At 70.0% G+C, this 18,802-nt stretch carries 10 protein-coding genes; 6 read left to right on the plus strand and 4 right to left on the minus strand.

Annotated elements, in window-relative coordinates:
• Positions 1-7 precede the first annotated feature (7 nt).
• Positions 8-850 carry a hypothetical protein gene (locus tag HV826_RS10655; protein WP_255208408.1) on the minus strand — a complete coding sequence of 281 codons (843 nt, stop codon included), beginning with the start codon at positions 848-850 and terminating at the stop codon, positions 8-10.
• Positions 851-1,018: 168 nt separating this feature from the next.
• Between HV826_RS10655 and HV826_RS10660 the strand changes: the two genes are divergently transcribed.
• On the plus strand, positions 1,019-2,224 hold the full coding sequence (locus HV826_RS10660; RefSeq protein ID WP_176416898.1) for a substrate-binding domain-containing protein: 1,206 nt from the start codon (positions 1,019-1,021) through the stop codon (positions 2,222-2,224).
• A gap of 27 nt (positions 2,225-2,251) precedes the next feature.
• Here HV826_RS10660 and HV826_RS10665 read toward each other — a convergent pair whose 3' ends face one another.
• Both HV826_RS10665 and HV826_RS10670 read right to left on the minus strand, forming a co-directional pair.
• Complete coding sequence (locus HV826_RS10665; RefSeq protein ID WP_176416899.1) at positions 2,252-3,049, minus strand: hypothetical protein; 798 nt, start codon at positions 3,047-3,049, stop codon at positions 2,252-2,254.
• A gap of 93 nt (positions 3,050-3,142) precedes the next feature.
• Positions 3,143-3,586 (minus strand): Spy/CpxP family protein refolding chaperone, encoded by a 444-nt coding sequence (locus HV826_RS10670; RefSeq protein ID WP_255208209.1) that lies wholly within the window; start codon positions 3,584-3,586, stop codon positions 3,143-3,145.
• Between the two features lie 228 nt (positions 3,587-3,814).
• On the opposite strand from HV826_RS10670, the gene dnaE reads away from it, so the two are divergent.
• From dnaE to HV826_RS10685, 3 genes are all read left to right on the plus strand, one after another.
• On the plus strand, positions 3,815-7,372 hold the full coding sequence (gene dnaE, locus HV826_RS10675) for a DNA polymerase III subunit alpha (RefSeq protein WP_176416901.1): 3,558 nt from the start codon (positions 3,815-3,817) through the stop codon (positions 7,370-7,372).
• Positions 7,373-7,393: 21 nt separating this feature from the next.
• Positions 7,394-8,221 (plus strand): crotonase/enoyl-CoA hydratase family protein, encoded by an 828-nt coding sequence (locus HV826_RS10680; protein WP_176416902.1) that lies wholly within the window; start codon positions 7,394-7,396, stop codon positions 8,219-8,221.
• Positions 8,222-8,302: 81 nt separating this feature from the next.
• Complete coding sequence (locus HV826_RS10685) at positions 8,303-9,340, plus strand: prephenate dehydrogenase/arogenate dehydrogenase family protein (RefSeq protein WP_176416903.1); 1,038 nt, start codon at positions 8,303-8,305, stop codon at positions 9,338-9,340.
• Between the two features lie 18 nt (positions 9,341-9,358).
• On the opposite strand, the gene HV826_RS10690 is transcribed toward HV826_RS10685, so the two are convergent.
• Positions 9,359-11,995 carry a U32 family peptidase gene (locus HV826_RS10690; RefSeq protein WP_176416904.1) on the minus strand — a complete coding sequence of 879 codons (2,637 nt, stop codon included), beginning with the start codon at positions 11,993-11,995 and terminating at the stop codon, positions 9,359-9,361.
• Positions 11,996-12,113: 118 nt separating this feature from the next.
• On the opposite strand from HV826_RS10690, the gene HV826_RS10695 reads away from it, so the two are divergent.
• Positions 12,114-12,917: an SDR family oxidoreductase gene (locus HV826_RS10695; RefSeq protein WP_163783235.1), complete on the plus strand. Its 804-nt coding sequence runs from the start codon at positions 12,114-12,116 to the stop codon at positions 12,915-12,917.
• 166 nt (positions 12,918-13,083) lie between these two features.
• On the plus strand, positions 13,084-18,648 hold the full coding sequence (locus tag HV826_RS10700; protein ID WP_176416905.1) for a lamin tail domain-containing protein: 5,565 nt from the start codon (positions 13,084-13,086) through the stop codon (positions 18,646-18,648).
• The last annotated feature ends 154 nt before the right edge of the window (positions 18,649-18,802 follow it).

An 18,802-nucleotide genomic window follows, 5' to 3' on the forward strand; every position in this document is an offset into this window, starting at 1 on the left:
CGGTGGGCTAGCCCGGGCCGCCGCTGCTGGACGCGGACGACTTCTTGGCGGCGCCCTTGCCCGAGGACGGGACGCTGTCGGGCTGCCGGTCCATCTCCGCCATCGGGTAGTCGCGCGCGGCATCCAGGTAGGATTGGGGCTTGATGCGCCGGCGCATGCGCCACGTCAGGTTGTCGGGCTGCACGAGCACGGGCTCACCGTTGGCGCGCTGCTCCACCAGGTGTCCGTCGCAGAAGCGCCACAGCTTGCGGCCGTCCACCTCCTGGCGCGCGTAGAACAGGTCCGTCTGCCCCACCTGGGGCTTGGGCGGGCACCAGGTGCGGCGGGCGGTCTCCTCCCGCTCGGGCATCTCCGCGCGCCACCGCCGGCGGGCGTCCTTCAGCGCCACTGCCGCCAGCACCTTGGGGCCCTCTTCCAACCGGGCTTCCACCTCCGGCAGCAGCTCGTTGCCGCGCCGGACAATCTCCGGGAAGGCCCCGATGTCGCGGAAGCTGCACTCCTTCAACCGGTTCAGCGTGTAGCGGTGCACCTCCATGAGGGGCGGAAGTGACGCGGTGGCCTCCCGCATCATCGCCAGTTGCCGCGCGTGGTCCGGCGCGTCCAGCTTGGAGACCTGCTCCGTCTCCCGGAGGAAGCGCGCCATCGCGCCGTTCACCGTCGTCAGCTCGTCCGCCAGCCACCGCGGCTCCGAGGACGCACAGGGGTCCGCCTTCGCCTTCTTGTAGTCCCGGTAGTCCGCTCGGGACATGCCGAGCGAAAAATGCTCCACCGGAGGAGCGGGCTTGGTCGCGCACGCGCTCAACGCCGTGCCCAGGCCCGCAAGCACGAGCTTCCGAATGTTTGCCGTCATCCCCCCATTCTGGCATGTCATTTGTGTTCAAACAAACGTGCGGAAGCGGACGCTTCGGGGCAGGCCCGGATTCCGAGGCGGACGGGCCTCCCCTGTACGGCGTCACGGAGGTTGCCTACAAGGCTGCCCAGGAGCCGAGCACCTGTTCCCAGAAGTGCGAGCCGGTACATGAAGCCCGCGGTCCTCATCATCATCGGGGTGCTCACGGCGTTGGGTGGGGCCCTCTACCTGTCCTCGCGGCGCGCCGCGGAGCGCGGCACGGGGGAGGCGCGTCCGGCGGCGCGGGCGCCCGCGCCCGCCCGCGCGGTGCGGACGGAAATCACGTTCCTCTACAGCACGGAGAAGCGGGCGTGGGTGGAGGAGGCGGCGGCGGACTTCCAGAAGGCGCACCCGCTCATCCGGGTGAATCTGGTGGGCCGGGGCTCGCTGGAGGCCGCGCGGGCCATCCTCGAAGGCCGTGAGCGGCCCACCGTGTGGAGCCCCGCCGACAGCGCGGTGCTGCGGATGCTGGAGTCGGACTGGGCCACGGACGCCACGCGCGCGCCGCTGTTCGCCTCGGAGGGCGCCGCGGCGCCGCGGCCGTTGGTGAAGACGCCGCTCGTCTTCGTGGCGTGGGAGGACCGGGCGGAGGTGCTCCAGCGCGCCAGCGGCGGGGGCGCGGTGTCCTGGAAGGTCATCCACGACGCGGTGGCCAGCGACCAGGGCTGGCCCGCGGTGGGCGGCCAGCCGGAGTGGGGCTTCGTGAAGCTGGGCCACACGGACCCCACGCGCTCCAACTCCGGGCTCCAGGCGCTGCTGCTGGCGTCGCTGGAGTTCTACGGCAAGCAGCGCGGGTTGACGGTGGCCGACCTGCTGGAGCCGCGGTTCCAGACGTGGCTGAGCCAGCTGGAGCGGGGTGCGGGCCGCTTCGAGCGGTCCACGGGCGGGCTGATGGCGGACATGGTCCGCTTCGGCCCGTCTCGTTACGACATCGCCGTGGTGTACGAGAGTCTGGCCATCTCCCAGCTCTCCCAGCCCCCGGGGAAGTGGGGGGCGCTGAAGGTCCTGTACCCGACGCTCACGTCCTGGAGCGACCATCCGGCGGCGGTGCTGGAAGGGGACTGGGTGCTGCCCCGCCAGCGTGAGGCCGCGCTGGCGTGGCTGCGCCATCTGCACAGCCGGCCGGTGCAGCAGCGCGCGCTGGCCTTCGGCTTCCGCCCCGCGGACCCCTCCGTGCCGCTGACGTCGCCCGGTGACGACAGCCCCTTCCACCCGCTGGCCGCGCGCGGCCTCCAGGTGGACGTGCCGGATGGCGCGGAGGTCCCCGAGGGCGCGGTGGTCCGCAACCTCCTCACGCTGTGGTCGCGGCGGGTGGGCAACGCGCGCTCGCCGTAGCCCGCCGCTGCGTCCGGTGCTCCGCCGTCAGCCGCCGCGCGCCGCCAGGTCGATGAAGCCGCGAATCCAGATGAGATTCACGGCGTCGCAGACGTCACGCGGCGTCGGAGTCGTCGTCTCCAGCGCGGCCGTGTAGGGCACGCCCTGGCGCGCGTACCAGTCGGTGACGCTGCCGTCGTGGTACTCGATGAGGCCGTCCGCGTCGGTGAAGCTGTGGTCGTCCACCTTCTGGCTGCGCACCACCGCGACGTGCTTCGCGCTGGCCTCCACCAGCGGGCGGTAGGCGGCCTTGTCTCCGAAGGTGTACGCGTACGTCGACGCCCCGCCCAGGTAGTCGTCCTGGTGGATGTCGAGCGCGGCGGCCGGAGCGGCGTAGCGCGCCAGCTCGCTGCGTATCGCGCGCGTCTCCTTGGGGCCTCCGTCATAGAGCGCCCAGCGGAGGATGGGCCGCGCGACGTTCAGCTCGCCCACCCACTCTCCGGGGGCGACCTCGTAGCGGAGGAAGTCGTTGTTGGGCTTCTCTCCGCTGCGGTTGTAGCGCGTGCCCGCCTCGAAGCCGGACGGGTTGATGCAGGGGTAGACGCGCAGCCCCACGCCGCGCTCCACCGCGTACGCCGCCACCGCCGGGAAGTGCTCGGCCAGCGTGAGCGGGCCGGCGGGCTCCTCCCCGTGGAAGCCGGCGGTGATGACCAGCCAACGCTCTCCCGGGACGACGAGCCGGAGGAGGGGGTAGTCCTGGTCCCCCTCCGTCACGCGGCCGTATTCGGAGACGTCCGCGACGTGGGCGTGGGCGCGGATCCGCTTTGCGTAGTCGGTGTAATTCACGCACCTAAGCTAGCCGCGCGCCGCCGCCCCGCCCACCCTTTCCCGCCGGCACACACACCACCTGTCCTGACGCCACGGTGGCGTGCGCGCGGGCTATGGGCCTACGTGCTGGCGGAACTGCTCGGCCAGCTCCTGGCGCTGCCGCGGCGTCAGCGTGCCGTGGACCTCCAGGGCGGCGTCTGTCGCCTGGTGAGCGAAGGCGCGCATGGCCTCGATGCGTGCGTCCACCAGGGCGTGGAGCTTCTGCCGGTCCGGCGTGTCCGAAGAGAGCTGTTGGAAGGCCTCCTCGCGCACCGCGCGGTGCTCCTTCATCATCTGCATCCCGTCGGAGAACAGGCGCTCCTTCACGGCGTGGATGGACTGGCGCTGGGACTCGGTGGCGTCCAGGGTGTCCAGCTTGTCGTCGAGCTTCCACGTCACCAGTTGCTTCACGCGCTCCGGGTCCTTGCCCCAGCGGGGGCCTCCCCGCAGCGCGAAGCCGCTGAGCAGGGCGACGGCGAGCATCGCGGAGCCGACGACGGCGAACCTTTTCATCATGGCTTTCTCTCCTGGGTGGAGCGCGGGATGGCTCCACGTGACGTCGCCACGACTCGCGGCGACGGAGAGCAATGTGCCGGCCCGCCATTGCAGGGGCTTGTACGAGGCGTGAAGAAGTATGAAGCCGCCCGTATGCTCACCGGGCCAGGAACAACACTGGACTGGCGAGCAGGGGAGCGGGGCTCTAGTGTTCGGCGGCCCCCCGGCCTCCAGGAGCGGAACGCGCTTATGTCCTTCACCCACCTCCACCTGCACACCCTCTACTCGCTCCTCGATGGGGCGATCCGGATGAAGGACCTCATCAAGACGGTGAAGGAGAAGGGGATGAGCAGCGTCGCCGTGACGGACCACGGCAACATGTTCGGCGCCATCGACTTCTACAAGAAGGCGAAGGACGCCGGCATCAAGCCGATTCTGGGCATGGAGGCCTACGTCGCCGGACCCAAGGGGCGTGAGGACCGCTCCGAGAAGGTCTCCCACCACCTCATCCTGGTGGCGAAGGACGCGGAGGGCTACGCCAACCTGCGCTACCTCTCCTCCACCGCGTACATGCACGGGTTCTACTACCACCCGCGCATCGACAAGAAGGTGCTCGCCGAGCACAGCAAGGGCCTCTTCGCGCTCACCGCGTGCCTGGGCGGTGAAGTCACCAGCGCGTGCTTCCGCGGCGACATGGACCACGCCCGGCGCGCGGCGCAGGAGTACAAGGACATCTTCGACCCGGGGCACTTCTTCCTGGAGGTGCAGTCCAACGGGATGCCGGAGCAGGACAAGGCGAACGAGAACCTCAAGCAACTCTCGCGTGATTTGGACATCCCGCTGTGCGCCACCGCGGACGCGCACTACATCAAGCGCGAGGACGCGCGCGCCCACGAACTGCTCATGTGCATCGCCAGCGGCAAGACGCTGGCGGACGGCAAGCGCATGAAGCACTCCACGGACAAGCTCTACGTCACCAGCCCCACGGAGATGCTGGAGTTCTTCAAGGACATCCCCGAGGCGGTCCACAACACCCAGCGCATCGCCGAGCAGTGCAACCTGGAGCTCAAGCTGGGCAAGCCGATGCTGCCCACCTTCAAGGTGCCCGACAGCCACACGCCGGACAGCTTCATGGCGGAGCTGGCGTATGAGGGCCTGCGCGAGCGCTTCAAGGAGCTGGCGGCCACCGTCACCTATCCCATCGACCGCGAGCAGTACCAGGCGCGCCTGTCGCTGGAGCTGGGCGTCATCCAGAAGATGGGGTTCAGCGGCTACTTCCTCATCGTCCAGGACTTCATCAACTGGGCGAAGAAGATGAACATCCCGGTGGGCCCGGGCCGTGGCTCCGGCGCCGGCAGCCTGGTGGCCTACGCGCTGCGCATCACCGACGTTGACCCCATCCCGTACAACCTCCTGTTCGAGCGCTTCCTGAACCCGGAGCGCGTGTCGATGCCCGACTTCGATATCGACTTCTGCCAGGACCGCCGGGACGAGGTCATCCAGTACGTCGGCCGGAAGTACGGCGAGATGAACGTGGGGCAGATCATCACCTTCGGCTCGCTGAAGGCGAAGAGCGTGCTGCGCGACGTGTGCCGCGTGTTCGCGCTGCCCTTCAGTGAAGGTGACCGCATCGCGAAGCTGGTGCCGGAGGTGCTCAACATCACCTTGAAGGAGGCCATCGAGATGGAGCCTCGCCTCAAGGAGATGATGCAGACGCCCTCCAACCTCGGCGAGGTGGAAGGCAAGCCCGTCACCACCAAGGACGTGCTCGAAATCGCGCTCGCGCTGGAGGGCCTGCACCGCCAGCCCGGCATGCACGCCGCCGGCGTGGTGATTGCCGACAAGCCGCTCTGGGAGTTCGTGCCCGTCTACCAGCCGCCCGGTGAGAAGACGCTCATCACCCAGTTCGCCAAGGACGAGGTGGAGGCGGCCGGCCTGGTGAAGTTCGACTTCCTCGGGCTGAAGACGCTCACGGTGATTCAGCACGCGCTGAATCTGGTGAAGCGCAACCACGACAAGGACATCCCGCGGCACGAGATTCCGCTCAACGACGAGAAGACGTGGGAGTTGATGGCCAAGGGCGACACGGCCGGCGTCTTCCAGATGGAGTCCAGCGGCTTCACGGAAATGGTCGTGAAGCTCAAGCCGAACTGCTTTGAAGACGTCATCGCCGCCGGCGCGCTCTACCGCCCGGGTCCGCTGGACTCCGGCATGGTGGACGTCTTCATCAACCGCAAGCACGGCCGGGAGAAGGTGTCATACCCGCACCCCGCGCTGGAGCCAGTGCTCAAGGACACGTACGGCGTCATCGTGTACCAGGAGCAGGTGATGCAGATTTCGCAGGTCCTGGGTGGCTACACCCTGGGCCGCGCGGACCTGCTCCGCCGCGCCATGGGCAAGAAGAAGGCCGAGGTCATGCAGGCCGAGCGGGCCGGCTTCCTCGAGGGCTGCGCGAAGAACAACGTCGACCTCAAGGTCGCCGGTGAAATCTTCGACCTGATGGAGAAGTTCGCCGAGTACGGCTTCAACAAGAGCCACTCGGCGGCCTACGGCCTGGTCACCATCCACACGGCCTGGCTGAAGGCGCACTTCCCCTGCGAGTTCATGGCGGCCCTTCTCTCCAGCGAGAAGGACAACACGGACAAGGTGGTGAAGCACATCGGCGAGGCGCGCGAGTCGGGCCTCGAGGTGCTGCCGCCGGACGTGAATCAGTCCGACATGGAGTTCGGCGCGGTGAGCGGGAAGATTCGCTTCGGTCTGGGCGCCATCAAGGGCGTGGGCGAGGGCGCCATCGAGTCCATCTTGGAGGCGCGCAAGGACGGCCCCTTCAAGAGCCTGTTCGACTTCTGCGAGCGCGTGGACAGCCGCAAGGTGAACCGGAAGGTGATGGAGGCGCTGGTGAAGGCGGGGGCCTTCGACTTCGAGAAGCGCTCGCGCCGGCAGATTTTCGACACCATCGAGAAGGCGATGAACCGCGGCTCGGCCAGCCAGAAGGACAAGGCGGCCGGGCAGAGCTCGCTGTTCGGAATGCTGGCCGGCCCGTCCTCGGACGGCGGGGGCGGCGCGCTGAAGGACGACTACGTCGAGGTGGAGGACTGGTCGGAGAAGGAGCGGCTGTCGCTGGAGAAGGAGGCCATTGGCTTCTACGTGTCCGGCCATCCGCTGCACCAGTACGACAAGGAGCTGAAGCGCTACGCGCGGCCGATTACGGCGGTGCAGCGCGCGCGCAGGGACGACAAGCTCACGGTGGCGGGCATCGTCACGGTGCTGCGCGAGCGGCCCACGAAGACGGGCAAGCGCATGGCGTGGGTGACGATTGAGGACCTGTCCGGCTCCATCGAGCTGGTGTGCTTCCCGGGCAAGGACGGCACGCGCAACGTGATGGGCCGGGACGGCAAGTGGGCGAAGCAGGGCCCCAAGCCGGGCTTCGAGAATTGGGAGCACCTGCTCAAGTCGGACGACCCCATCCTGGTGTCCGGCACGGTGCAGATCAGCCAGCGTGACGAGGACTCGCCGACGCCGGAGCTCATCGTCGACGACATCCAGAGCCTCAAGGCGGTGCGTGAGAAGCGCACCAAGCGCCTGGAGCTGCGCGTGCCGGCGGACCTGCTCACGGAGGAGCGGGTGGCGAAGCTGCACGAGCTGGCGAAGAAGTACGCCGGCGCCACGCCCGTGGCGGTGAGCGTGCTCTTCAAGGGCGAGGGCGAGGCGCTCATCGGCAACACGTCCATCAAGGTGCAGGTGAATGACGACCTGCTCCTCGCGGTGGACCGCCTGTTCGGCATGCGGGTGGTGGAGTTCGGCTGACGTCTTGAATCGGAGGCCTGAATGGACGGGACCTACAAGTCGCTGCGCATCGAGAAGAACGAAGGCGTCGCCGAGCTGGTGCTCACCGGCCCCGGCAAGGGCAACGCCATGGGGCCCGACTTCTGGCGCGAGATGCCCGAGGCCATCCGCGCGCTGGATGCGGATGACGCCGTCCGCGTCGTTCTGATTCGCGGCGAGGGCAAGCACTTCACCTTCGGCCTGGACCTCATGGGGATGATGGAGTCCCTGGGGCCGCTGCTCACCGGTGAGGGCAACCTGGCCCTGGAGCGCTTGAAGCTGCTGTCGCTGATTGGCGACATGCAGCAGGCGACAGAGGGCCTGGCCCGCTGCCGCAAGCCCGTCATCGCCGCCGTGCACGGCTGGTGTATCGGCGGCGGGATGGACCTCATCGCCGCGTGTGACTTCCGGTACTGCTCCCAGGAGGCGAAGTTCTCCCTCCGCGAGGTGAAGGTAGGCATCGTCGCCGACCTGGGCGCGCTCCAGCGCCTGCCTCGCATCATCGGCGAGGGCCACACGCGCGAGCTGGCCTACACCGGCGGTGACGTGGACGCGGCGCGCGCGCTGCGCATGGGGCTGGTGAACGAGGTGTTCCCCACGCCAGAGGCCCTGCTGGAGGAGGCCCGGGCGACCGCGAAGCGCATCGCCGAGAATCCCCCGCTCGTTGTCCAAGGCGCCAAGCAGGTCATGGAGTACTGCGCGGACAAATCCATCGCGGATGGTCTGCGTTATGTGGCGGTGTGGAACTCCGCGTTCCTCCAATCCCATGACCTCGCCGAAGCCTTCTCCGCGTTCGCGGAACGCCGTCCCCCTCACTTCCAGGGGCGTTGAGCATCCACCCCGAGGGGCTTTCGTCCCCCGTGTCGCCGATGCGAGAGTTCCAGGAACACCTTGGATTCGGAGCCCGGCGACATGACGGAGAGCATCGCGCTGCTGGGGTACGGCCGCTTTGGCCGTGCCCTGTCTGGCCTCCTGCTGGAAGCGGGCCTCCGGCATCGGGTGTACGAGCCGAGCCAGGACGACGTGCCCGCGGCACTGAGGGCATTGACGCTGGCCCAGGCTGTTGAAGGCGCCGGGCTGGTGGTGCTTGCCATGCCCGTGTCCGCCATGCGCTCGGTGCTGGAGGCGCTTCGGCCGCACCTGTCGCCAACGCAGACGGTGCTCGACGTCGGCAGCGTCAAGGTGAGGCCCGTGCAGGTGCTGGCCTCGGTGCTGGGGCGAGACATCCCCTGGGCAGGCACGCATCCGCTGTTCGGCCCGGCCAGTCTGGCCAGGGGCGACCTGCCGCGCCGCACGGTGGTGTGCCCGAATGAGCTGCACCCGGAGGCCGTGCGCAAGGCCCGGGCGCTGTTCGAGCGCATCGGCTGCGAGGTGACGGAGCTGTCGCCGGATGCGCACGACGCGCTGATGGCGCGCACGCATGTGCTCACCTTCTTCCTGGCCCACGGACTGCTCAAGGCAGAGGCTGGGAAGGACCTGCCCTTCGCGCCGCCCAGCTTCCAGCCGGTGGCCCGCCTGGAGGAGTACGCGCGGCTGGAGGTGCCCCACCTCTTCGGCGTCGTGCAGTCGGAGAACCCCTACGCGCGGGACGCGCGGGTGCGGCTGCTGGATGCCCTCACGCAGCTCCACCTGGGCTGTGAGTCAGGGCGCTCGGGTACCCCGGAGCCTGTCGCCGCGCCGCCTGGGCTGACGGAAGTCCGGGAGCGCGTGGACGCGTTGGACCAGGAGTTGGTGCAGCTCCTGAATCGTCGCGCTCAGCTCATCCAGCAAGCCGCCCACCTGAAGTCCGAGCACGGACTGCCGCTGCCCGACGCGGAGCGCGAGGCGAGCCTGCTGGAGACCCGGCGCCAGTGGGCCGAGGCGCAGGGGCTGGACGCGGACGCCACGGAAGACGTGTTCCGGGCTGTCCTGCGCTTCTCACGCCGCGCCGTGCCCACGGGCTCCCGCTGAGCGCGGTCGCCTTCAGCGTCAGCGCTGCACGGTGGAGCTGGGGTTGAGCACCTTCATCGTGCCCTTCGTCACACCGAACTGCTCGTGGACCGCCGCGCGGCGCACTGCCTCGGCGGGGGAGATTCGGCCCGCCAGCAGCTCCTGGTACGCGGAGAGCACGCGCGAAGCCTCCTCGCGAGACTCGCGCACGAACTCCACCCGGAAGCGCCGCACGCCCCGCGCGAGCAGCGACGGCACCAGCGACGCCGCGCTCTGCGCCTGCGCGTTGAACACCGTGTTCCTGCACCCCACGTCCACCACCACCGGGTGCTCCAGCCCCTTGTGGTCCCTCAGGGACACGCGGTGCTTCTCGCACGGCCGGCCACAGCTCCGGTAGTCACGCCCGTGAGACAGCGTGTGGGAATACACGCAGTGCTCGGTGTGGAACGTGGAGATGTGGTGGTGCACCGTCACCGTGAAGCGCTCCGCGGGCAGGTGCTCCAGCATGGCCCCGAGCTGCACCGCGTCCAGGTCATGCGCGAACGTCAGCGTGTCCAGCCCGAGCCCCAGCAGGTGCAGCGCCGTCACGGAGTTGGTGACGTTGAGCGAGAAGTCCGCGTGCAGGGCAGGGCGCGTCTCCCCGGGCGCGGGAGGCCGCTCCAGGAAGTGCATCATCGCGCCCCAGTGCCGCACCAGCACCGCGTCCGGCTTCAGCTTCGCGATGCGCGCGTCGTAGCCTTCCTCGCCCGGCTTCTGCACGCGCACCGTGGCAATCGTCACGCGCAGCCCCGCCGCGCGCGCACGCTCCACCGCGCGCTGCAGGCCCACCAGCTCCATCCAGTCCAGCTCCACCTCGGGGAGCCCCGCGGCAATCACCGCTTCGAGCTGCTCGTCCGTGCGGCACAGCGGCAGCAAGCGCACGTCCTCCACCGCCTGGGGTGCTGGTTTCACGCGCTCACGCAGCGACGCGCGCAGGGACTCCAGCGTGGAGCCTTCGTTCACGGTCCGCACCGGACCGCGCGCCACGGCTTCCGACAGCGCCGCCACCAGCCGGCGACGCAGCGCCTTCAGCTCCGACACCGGCAGATGCAGCCCCGCCGCCAGCCCGGACGTCTCCAGGCCTGTCAGCGTGAACGGCGTCCCGCCCAGCGCCGCCAGCTTGTCGCGCAGCAGGGCTTCGTCGATGCCACCCGCGCGCGCCTCGGCCAGCGCCACCTCGCTGGACACCGTGGAGACGTGTCCACCACGCGCCCGGCCCAGCACCGTGAGCGGCGAACCCGCGGCGCCTGTCACCGTGAGCTCCAAGGGCACGCGGCCTTCGGGCTCGCCGCGCCCCAGCAGCTCCTCCGTGCGCTTCGCCAGGGACGGGTCGCTCGTCATCCAGACGCGCTGGCCCGGCCTCACCCGGCCCATGTCCGGACCGGGATTGCCGAAGCCCAGCACCCAGCCGCGACCCTTGCGCTCCACGCGGAACAGCGGGCCGCCGGGCTCGTGCTTGTCCTCGGGGTGCCCGTCGTCGAACACCACGCCCATGCCGGGGCGGGGCGACACCTCGGCCGCCACCGGTGTCTCCGTCTCCAGCGGAGCGGACACCTTGCCCACGGGCGCAGCCGCGCGCGCCTGCGCGTCGTCCTGGCCCAGCCCGCCCGTCCACGGACGCCCCTCCACGTCGTCCACCACGCGCACGTCGCGGCCGTGCACGGACTCCACGCGGCCCAGGTACGCGCCCCGGTGCTTCGGGAAGCGCCCCTCCACCAGCGTCTGGTGGTCCGAGCCCGCGAAGAAGCCGTGCGAGAAGCCCCGGCTGTACGACAGCGTCATGTCCGCCAGGTCCTTGCGCAGCGCGCCCGTGTCCGGCGTCCCCGCGGACACGCCGTCCACCCAGCGCCGGTAGCCCTGCACCGCCGTGGCGACGTACTGCGGCCCCTTCTGCCGGCCTTCAATCTTCAGCGAGTGGACGCCAATCTCCACGAGCTGCGGCACCGCCATGACCCCCGCGAGGTCCTTGGGGCTGAGCAGGTACTGCACGTCCCCCAGCTCCCGCGTCTGGCCATCCACCACCAAATCGTACGGAAGCCGGCACGACTGCGCGCACTGTCCCCGGTTGGCGGAGCGTCCACCCCACGCCTCGCTGGTCAGGCACTGGCCGCTCCACGACATGCAGAGCGCGCCGTGGATGAAGACCTCCAGCTCCACGTCCGTCTCCGACGCCAGCCGGCGAATCTCCGCCACAGACAGCTCGCGCGGCACCACCACGCGCGTGGCGCCCAGGCCCTTGGCGAAGCGCGCGCCCTCCGCGCTCGAAATCGTCATCTGCGTGGAGGCATGGACCTCCATTTGTGGACACACCGCGCGCGCCACCAGCGCAATCGCGGGGTCCTGGACGATGAGCGCGTCCACGCCGGCCTCGGCGATGCGGCGCAGGATGTCCTCCACCACCGGGAGCTCGGGCTCGAAGACCAGGGTGTTCAGCGTCAGATAGGCGCGAGCCCCGGCGCGGTGCACGAGCGCCAGCGTCCCGGGCAGCGTGGCGAGCGAGAAGTTCTCCGCGCGGGCGCGTGCGTTGAACCCTTCGTCCAGCCCGAAATAGATGGCGTCCGCGCCACTGGCGAGCGCGGCCTTCATCGAGTCGAGGTCCCCTGCGGGGGCGAGGATTTCGGGGCGGCGGCGGGTCATGGCGCGACCTCTAACATACGGACCCCGGTTCCGCTGTCGGCCCGGCGAACGTCATGGACGCAGTGCGGCGGGTTTGTTCAAGTCCCCGCTCGGTTGCTTCCACAGGAGACGGGTCCAAATGGCTGATGGCGTGTTCCGGGACGGGCTGCTCGCGGGCAAGGTGGCGTTCATTTCTGGCGGCAGCAGTGGCATCAACCTCGGCATCGCCGAGGCCTTCGTGAAGGCGGGCGCCAAGGTGGCCATCAACGGCCGCAACGTGGAGAAGCTCGAGGCCGCGGTGAAGGGGCTTCAGGCGCACGGCACCGCCATGGGCGTGGCCGCCGACGTCCGGGACTTCGCCGCGGTGGAGAAGGCGCTCCAGACGGTGCGCGAGGCCTACGGTGAGCTGGACGTCGTCGTGTGCGGCGCCGCTGGCAACTTCCCCGCGCCCGCGCTGGGCATGTCCTCCAACGGCTTCAAGGCCGTCATGGACATCGACGTGCTGGGCACCTTCAACATCAGCCGCGCCGCCTTCGAGCACCTGCGCAAGCCGGGCGCGTCCCTCATCAACATCTCCGCGCCCCAGGCCTATCTCCCAATGGCCATGCAGGCCCACGTCTGCGCCGCCAAGGCCGGCGTGGACATGCTCACCCGCGTGCTGGCCATCGAGTGGGGCGGCTCCGGCGTGCGCGTCAACTCGATTACCCCCGGCCCCATCGACGACACGGAGGGCATGCGCCGGCTGGCCCCCAGCGACGAGGGCCGCGACAAGCTCGCCCAGGCCCTGCCGCTCCAGCGCTTCGGGAAGAAGCAGGACATCGCCCAGCTCGCGCTCTTCCTGGCGTCGGAAGGCTCGTCCTACATCACCGGCTCCATCATGGTCTGCGACGGCGGCCAGTCCCTGCTGGGCGGCGGCGCGCTCATGGCCGCGCTCGGCATGTAGCGGGCCGCGCCTGACGGGACATGGGTCACGACAACCCCGCGGGTTCCACCCGGGATGCAAAGCTCTGGTGGGGGTCTACGTGGTGAAGGGACTTGTCTGGTAGAAGGCACTGGGACCTCGCGAGTGCTCTCTTCCGTGCGGGGTCCGTTCGTTCCCGGAGCCGCTCATGTCCCGTTGTCCTCTCGCGCTCACCCGGTTGCTGGGGTTGGGCGTGCTGTGCCTCGGCGTTGTGCTGGTGGGGTGTGGTGACAGCGCCACGCCGCCGTTCCCTCCGCCAGCGAAGTCCCTGCCCGACGCGGCGCTCTCCACGGTGCAGGTGGACCGGGTGGAGCAGGTGCTGGCGGACGGGGTGGACGCGGTCACCATCACCGTGACGGTGCGGCAGAAGGACGGCTCGCCCATGGAGGGCCGCGCGGTGCGGGTGGAGGTCTCCGGCGACGGGAACACCGTGACGCAGCCGGCGGACCGGACGAACGCCCAGGGCGTGGCGACCGCGTCCGTGGTGTCCACGCGAGGCGGCTCGAAGCGGGTGACGGCCTCGGTGGATGCCGAGGGCGGCGCGGTGGTGCTGGGCTCGCGTCCCGTCGTCGGCTTCACCGTACCGCGGGCCTCTCGGCTGGCCTTCGCGGCGTCCTCGCTGGCGGCCCGAGCCGGTGCACCCATGGGTGGACTGGACGTCGAGTTCCGGGACGCCGACGGCCGCCGGGTTCCGTCCATCACCGGCGAGGTGACGCTCTCGCTGGCCGCTGGCCCGGGTGGGGCCTCCCTGGGAGGCACGCTCCGGGCTCAGGCCGTGGACGGCGTCGCCCGCTTCCAGGAAGTGGTGCTGACGCGCGCGGGCCTGGGCTATCAGCTCAAGGCCGAGGCCACCGGCGTCGAGGGCGCCGTCAGTCCTTCGTTCGACGTGACGCCAGCAGCCGCCGCCACCGTCGAGGTGACGGGGCTGCCGCCAAACGCCATCGCGGGCTCCTCGCACGATGCGGAGGTGACGGTGCGTGACGCGTTCGGCAACGTCGCCAGTGGCTATCGCGGCACGCTGAGCGTGCAGTCCTCTGACGCCACGGCCACGCTGCCGGGCGGGCACATCTTCACGGAGGCGGACGCGGGCCGCTTCCGCTTCACGGGCATCACCCTCCGGCGGGCGGGCACCCAGCGGGTCGACGTGCAGGACGCCGCGCAGGCGGGCCTGGCGGGGCGCCAGGACGTGCGCGTCACGGCGGACCGGACCGCGGCGCTGGCCTTCGCGCGCGTGCCCTCGCATGCGTCCGTGCGCGCCGCGCTGACCGCGGTGGAGGTGGTGCTCCAGGATGCGCACGGCAACCGGACGCCCGTGGGCGCGCCTTCGGTGACGCTGTCCCTGGCGCCGGCGGGCGGAGTGCCGTTGCGCGGTGTCACCGAGGTGGCGCCCGTGGAGGGGCTGGCGTCCTTCTCCAGCGTGCATGTGGAGACGGAGGGCCGCTACCAGCTCCAGGCCACTGCGGAGGGACTGACGCCCGCCACGAGCACGGACCTCGACATCGTCGATAACGTGTTCCCCGCCATCCCTGTCCTCGCCGCGACCGCGGCCACGCCCGACAGCGTCACGGTGTCCTGGACGGCCGTGGGTGATGACGGCGACCAGGGGCGGGCCGCGTCGCATGCGCTGCATTACTCGCTGAACCCCATTGAGACGGACGCGGACTTCAACCAGGCGACGCCGGTGGGCGGCCTGGGCGAGCCCGCGGAGGCTGGCACGCAGGAGGCCGCCGTCCTCACGGGACTTCAGCCTGGCACGAACTACCATGTGGCGTTGCGCGTGGCGGACAACCAGGGCAACGCGGTCCGCTCCGCCAGCTTGATGGTGCAGACGCAGGTGCAGGGCGTCGCGCGGCTCGTCTTCTCCCAGCAGCCCGTGGATGGTGACGCGGGGGACACGCAGCCGGACCTCCGCGTCTCGCTGCTGGATGACGACGGACAGGTCGTCACCACGGCCACGTCGCCAGTGACGCTCTCGCTGGAGGATGTGCCCGGCTTCACGCCGTTGCAGGTGGCGGCGGTCGCGGGCGTGGCGACCTTCTCCGGCGTGGTGGTGGAGCAGGCGGGAACGCACCGCTTCATCGCGTTGGCCACGGGGCTGAACCCGGAGCCCAGCGACACGTTCACCATTGAGCCGGGCGACGCCGTCCGACTGGCGCTCACGGGCCTGGCCTCACCGGTGGCAGCGGGCGCCGAGGGCAGTGTGGTGGTGACGGCTCATGACGCCTTCGACAACGTGGCCACGGGCTACACCGGCACGGTGCGCTTCACGTCCACCGACGCCGAGGCGGAGCTGCCGGGCGACCACACGTTCACCTCGGCGGATGCGGGGCAGCGGACCTTCAGCGGCGTGACGCTGCTGACTGCGGGAGCCCAGAGCGTCACCGTGGAGGACACGGCGCAGCCGGAGCTGACCGACACGCTCGAGGTGGAGGTGAGCACGGGGGCTGCCGCTGAGTTGACGCTGAGCGCGCTCCCCTCGGAGGTGGCGGCTGGCGAGGCGCAGAGCCTCACTGTCACCGCGCGAGATGGCTTCGGCAACCTCGTCACGGGCTACACCGGCACGGTGCATTTCGAGTCGGATGACCCGGAGGCGACGCTGCCCGCGGACTACACCTTCGTTCCCGGGCAGGACGCGGGGCAGCACACGTTCTCGGTGACGCTGGTGACCTCTGGGGCGCGCTCGGTGACGGTGCGGGATGCGGGCAACGCGGGGCTGACGGCGACGGTGAGCACCCAGGTCCTGTCTGGCCCCGCTGTGCAGTTGACGGTGCAACTGGACTCCGCGACGACCCTCGCGGGCGAGCCCGTGGCGGCCACCGTGTCGGTGCGGGATGCACACGGCAACCTCGCCTCGGGTTACCAGGGCACCGTCCACTTCGAGGTTCCGGGGGACGCCCAGGCCACCGTGCCTTCGGACTACACCTTCACCGAGTCGGACGCTGGCCAGCGCCTCTTCAATGTGACGTTCGCCGCGGTGGGCAGCGGTCAGCTCGTCGTCACGGACACCCTGACGGCGACGCTGACGGGGATGGACTCCGTGACGGTGCAGCCTGGACTCCTCGCGGCGTTGTCCGTCGTGGGGCCGACGGAGCCCAGTGTCGCGGGCGAGCCCCAGTCCTTCACCGTCTCCGCGCAGGACCGCTTCGGCAACGTGCTGACGGCGTACGAGGGGACGGTGGAGCCCACGTCGACGGACCCGGAAGCCGCGCCGCTGTCGACGTACACGTACACCGAGGCGGACCAGGGCGTGCACACCTTCACCATCACCTTTGAAACGGCGGGTGCGCAGTCGGTGACGTTCACGGACGGCGATGCCGCGGTGGCCGACACGTATGACTTCACCGTGGAGGCGGGCGAGCCCGTGCAGCTCGTGTTCGTCGCTCCTCCGGAGCCGGGCACCGTCCTGGCGCCGCTGTCCGAGACGCGGGTGGCGCTGCAGGATGGGTTCGGCAATGTGTCGAATGTCACGGCGCCGTCGGTGACGCTCCAGTTGGTGGGCGCGCCGGGGGTGACGCTGGGCGGCACCTTGACGGTGGCGCCGGTGGCGGGCGTGGCCGTCTTCACCGACCTCACGGTGGACCAGGCGGGCAGCTTCGTCCTCTCCGCGACCACGGAGAGCCCGGCGCTGCCCTCCGTCGATACGATGGTCACCATCACCGACGATGTCGCGCCCGCCGAGCCCGTGTTGAGCGCCAGCCTGGTGGACAACACGACGGTCCGCCTGACGTGGCTGGCCACGGGAGACAACGGCGTCGTGGGCAACGCCGCCCGCTACGAGCTGCGCTACAGCGCCGGGCCCATGGACGCGCAGAGCTTCGCGCTGGCCAGCGAGGTGCCCACGGCGGCGCCACGGGCGCCGGGGCAGGCGGAGGAAGTGATTCACGCCCTGCCGCCGTCCCAGGCTGCTACCGGATACTTCGGGCTCCGCGTCTTCGACGGCGCGAACAACGGCAGCACCGTGGCGTTCGTCTCCATCGAGGTGCCGGGGCCCTGCGGCGATGTCGTCTGCACGCCGCGCGCGCCGGAGTGTGATGAGGATGGCGTGCAGCGTGTCACCTACGCGGAGGCGTGCGTGGTGACGGCGGGCCTGGCGGAGTGCGAGTACACGCCCACCTCGGAGCTCTGTCCGGGCCAGGACGGCGTCTGCTTCGAGGGCACCTGTGCCACGGCGCCCGCGCCCGCGGCGGGTGAGTTGGTCATCAGCGAGGTGATGCACCGCCCGGATGCGAACACCACCGAATACATCGAGCTGACCAGCACCGTCGACGGACCGAGGGACGTCGCGAACCTGCGCATCCGCTTCGACGATGGCGCGGGCGGCGAGACGGACTTCAGCGTGCTGACGACCGGTGACCGGCCGCTCATCGTTTCGGGGCGAGGCACCTTCGTCCTCGCGAACAACACGGAGGTGGCCACCAACGGCGGCGTGGCGGCCCAGTACGGCTACGGGAGCACGCTCTTCGAGCTTGGCCATTCGGGGCACCTCTTCGTCGAGATGGGCGCTACCGTGGTGGATGACGTGGCGTACTCGGCTTCCTTCCCGCAGACGACGGGGCGCTCGATGAACCTGTCGTCCGTGGTGGTGGGGACGCGGGCCAGCCAGCACGCCTGGTACTGGTGTGATTCAGAGGCGCCGCTTTCGGGCGGCGGACAGGGCACGCCGGGCGGCGCCAACGCGTCCTGCGGCGTGGAGCTCACCGGCCCGGTGGACTACTGCGCCATCCAGTATCCGAAGTCCTTCGCCACGCCCATCCAGGCGGGCCACGCGGAGGCCGTCTACAGCCAGTTCTACGAGCCCCAGGTGAGCACCCGGAACACGAACGGCAACGACGGCTTCCCGCACCTGGTGGCGGAGCTGGGCTATGGAGCCGACGCGGCCTCACCGGAGTCGTGGACGTGGGTGCCGGCGCAGCCGAACGCGGGGTACGCCACGCCGGGCAACAACGATGAGCTGGTGGCTCCGCTGAACATCGAGGCGCCGGGCAGCTACATCTACGGCTTCCGCTACCGCTTCACGCAAGGGCCCGAGTCGGCTCAGGCGTGGGTGTACTGCGACCAGGACGGCGTCGTCGCGGAGGCGAGCACGGGCAACTACGGCACGGTGACGGTGGTGTCGCCGCCCCCCGTGGCCAACCACGTCGTCATCAGCGAGGTGAGCGGCGGCAACGGAACCGGGACCGCGGCGACCGATGAGTTCATCGAGCTCTACAACCCGACGGACACCGACGTGGACCTCAGCGACTGGCAGGTGCAGTACAAGTCCGCGACAGGGCCCGCTTACGCCGGCACCGTCACCATTCCCGCCGGGACTGTCATCCGCGCCCATGGGTACTTCCTCCTGGGGGGCAGCAACTACAGCGGTTCCGTGGCGCGGGACCTGGCCTATTCGTTCGACGCCTCGGCCTCCACGACGGGTGGAGGTCACATCCGCATCGGGCCTGGCCTGACCACCAACGTCAATGACGTGGCGGTGGACAAGGTGGCGTGGGGCACCGGGAACTCGCCAGAAGGCACCTCGGCGCCCTCTCACCCTGCGACGGGCGGCAGCCTGGAGCGGAAGGCCCTGGACACCTCGACCGTCGCCACCATGGCGGAGGGCGGCGCTGACGCGTCTTTCGGCAACGGCTGGGACTCTGACGACAACGGCGCGGACTTCGTGCAACGGGCCGTCCGTCAGCCACAGAACTCACTGAGCCCGACGGAACGGCCGTAGCCGGGCTGGGAGCACCGCGTGTCTCACGGAGGCCGCCGGGCGTGCATGCGCCGGGCGGCCTCTTGTATTTCCGCCGCCAATCCCTGCTGCTCCCCGGCGTCCGGCGCATTACCTTTGCGGCCGTACCTTCGCCGTCACCACGTCCAGGAGCAGA

This window comes from Myxococcus sp. AM010 (genome assembly GCF_013372585.1).
Lineage (GTDB): Bacteria > Myxococcota > Myxococcia > Myxococcales > Myxococcaceae > Myxococcus > Myxococcus vastator.